Source organism: Anaeromyxobacter sp. SG66, assembly GCF_022690805.1.
GTDB lineage: Bacteria > Myxococcota > Myxococcia > Myxococcales > Anaeromyxobacteraceae > Anaeromyxobacter > Anaeromyxobacter soli.
Window position 1 is genome coordinate 1 of record NZ_JALCZC010000217.1, and the last position, 2,138, is coordinate 2,138.

Here is a 2,138-nt window from a genome sequence, read left to right on the forward strand (position 1 = left end):
GGGCTCCCGCGCGGCGGGAGCGGCGGCGCTCGCCTGTGCCGGGGCGGCCGCGAAGAGGAGCGTGAGCAGGGTGGCGAGCGTCATCGGGGGTCGGATGTCCGAGCGAGCCCCACGCACCTCGGCGGCGCGCGGGCGACTCCACCAACACCCCTCCGGCGGCGGGCATGCCCGCTCGTACGCGGGGCGTGGGTGCGGCTGTGCGTCGAGCTGCGCGCATGTCGAGCGATGTGCGGAATGAGCGCGGGGGCGCGGCCGCCCCGGGGCGACCGAGGAGCCTGCGGCCCGTCTGTTGCCGCTGGCGCGAGCCGCCGCAGCTTTCAGCCTCGCGCGGCGTACGGCGGTGGAGGCTCACCGGCGAGATCGCACGCGCGGCGCCGGTCCCGCGAGCGCGGCGACCGGCGCCGGGCGTCTGCGGCCCTCACCGTCGCCGCGCGGTGCCTCCGCAGTGAGCGGAGGCGAACAACCTCACATCGGGAGAGTGGATGAAGCTCAGGAATGGGATTTTCCTGGCCGGCGCGCTGGCGGCGCTCGGCCTCGGTACCGCGAGCGCCCAGGGCGCCGCCGCGGGGTCGTCGAGCACGACGGACGACGCCGGCAGGAGCGGCGGCAGCTCCGGCAGCGCGCACGGAACCGGCTCGAGCGACACGAGCGGCTGGGGGACGGGCAGCGCGGGCTCGAGCAGCCGGGAGTCCGGCGCCTCGGTCGGCAGCGCGTCGACCGACACGTCGAGCAAGCGCGCGACGACGACGCACCGGAAGAAGAAGAAGCACCACACCTCGGCGGCCGGCCGCTCGAGCTCGACGACCGAGGGGACCGGCTCCGGCGCGTCGCGCTCCGGCTCCGCCTCGCCGAGCGACACGAGCGCGACTCAGGGCGCCGACACCGCCGGCACCGGCCAGGCGGGCGCGGCAGGCAGCGCCACGGGCGCCGAGAGCGGCTCCGCCGCCGGCGCAGGCTCGTCTGCCGGCACCGGCGCGGCCACCGGCACCGGCGCGGCCGGCTCCTCTGGCGGCGCCGGCTCGAGCGCAGGGGGCTCCGGCGGCGGCGGCAAGTAGGCGGAGCCGTCCGTCGCGTCGAGCGGGGCGTCCGGTGAGCCCGGCCGCCCCGCTCGCCCGCGGGCCGGCGCGGGGCAGCGGCCGACGCCCAGCCGTCCGGTGAACCGCGGGGTCCGGTTCGGTCGGTGGATCAGAGCATCGCGCGCCGCAGGTCGGCGAGGAGCGCTGCGAGGTAGCTCGTGAAGCGCGCGGCGGCGGCGCCGTCGACCACCCGGTGGTCGTAGGACAGCGAGAGCGGCAGCATCAGCCGGGGGGCGAACTGAGCACCGTCCCACACCGGCCGCATCACGCTGCGCGAGACGCCGAGGATGGCGACCTCCGGCGCGTTGATGATCGGCGTGAACGCCGTCCCGCCGATGCCGCCGAGGCTCGAGATCGAGAACGTCCCGCCCTGCATCTCGCCGAGCTGGAGCTTCCCGTCCCGCGCCTTCTGCGCGAGCTCCGCGAGCTCGCCCGCGATCTCGAGCACGCCCTTGCGGTCGGCGTCCCGCACCACCGGGACGACGAGCCCGCCCGGCGTGTCCGCCGCGAAGCCGATGTGGAAGTACTGCTTCAGCACGAGCTCGTCGCCCTCGAGCGACGCGTTGAAGTCGGGGAACCTGCGGAGCGCCGCGACGCACGCCTTCACGAGGAAGGCGAGCAGCGTCACCTTGACCCCCTCCTTGGCGTGCTCCGCGTTGAGGGCGACGCGGAGCTTCTCGAGCTCGGTGACGTCCGCCTCGTCGTGCTGCGTGACGTGCGGGATCATCACCCAGTTCCGGGCGAGGTTCTTCCGCGAGATCTTCTTGATGCGCGAGAGCGGCCGGGTCTCGACCGGACCGTACTTCGCGAAGTCGACCTTCGGCCACGGCGCGACGTCGAGGCCGACGCCCGGGGCGCCGGTCGCGGCCGCGCTCACGACCTCCTTCACGTAGCGCTGCACGTCCTCGTGCAGGATCCGGCCGCGCGGCCCCGACGGCTGGACGCGCCCGAGCTCCACGCCGAGCTCGCGCGCGAGCTTGCGAACCGACGGCGAGGCGTGCGCCACGGCGATCCGGCCCTCCTCGTCGATCGCCGGCGCCGGGGCGCGCGCGGGCGCCTCCG

The 2,138-nt window shown here is 76.0% G+C and carries 2 protein-coding genes; one reads left to right on the plus strand and one right to left on the minus strand.

The window, feature by feature from the left end; all coding sequences use genetic code 11:
• The first annotated feature begins 482 nt into the window (after positions 1–482).
• Positions 483–1,055 (plus strand): hypothetical protein, encoded by a 573-nt coding sequence (locus MNZ39_RS23925; RefSeq protein ID WP_242341586.1) that lies wholly within the window; start codon positions 483–485, stop codon positions 1,053–1,055.
• A 130-nt stretch (positions 1,056–1,185) separates the two neighbouring features.
• Here MNZ39_RS23925 and MNZ39_RS23930 read toward each other — a convergent pair.
• The coding region (locus tag MNZ39_RS23930; protein WP_242341587.1) for a 2-oxo acid dehydrogenase subunit E2 at positions 1,186–2,138 on the minus strand (953 nt) is incomplete at its 5' end.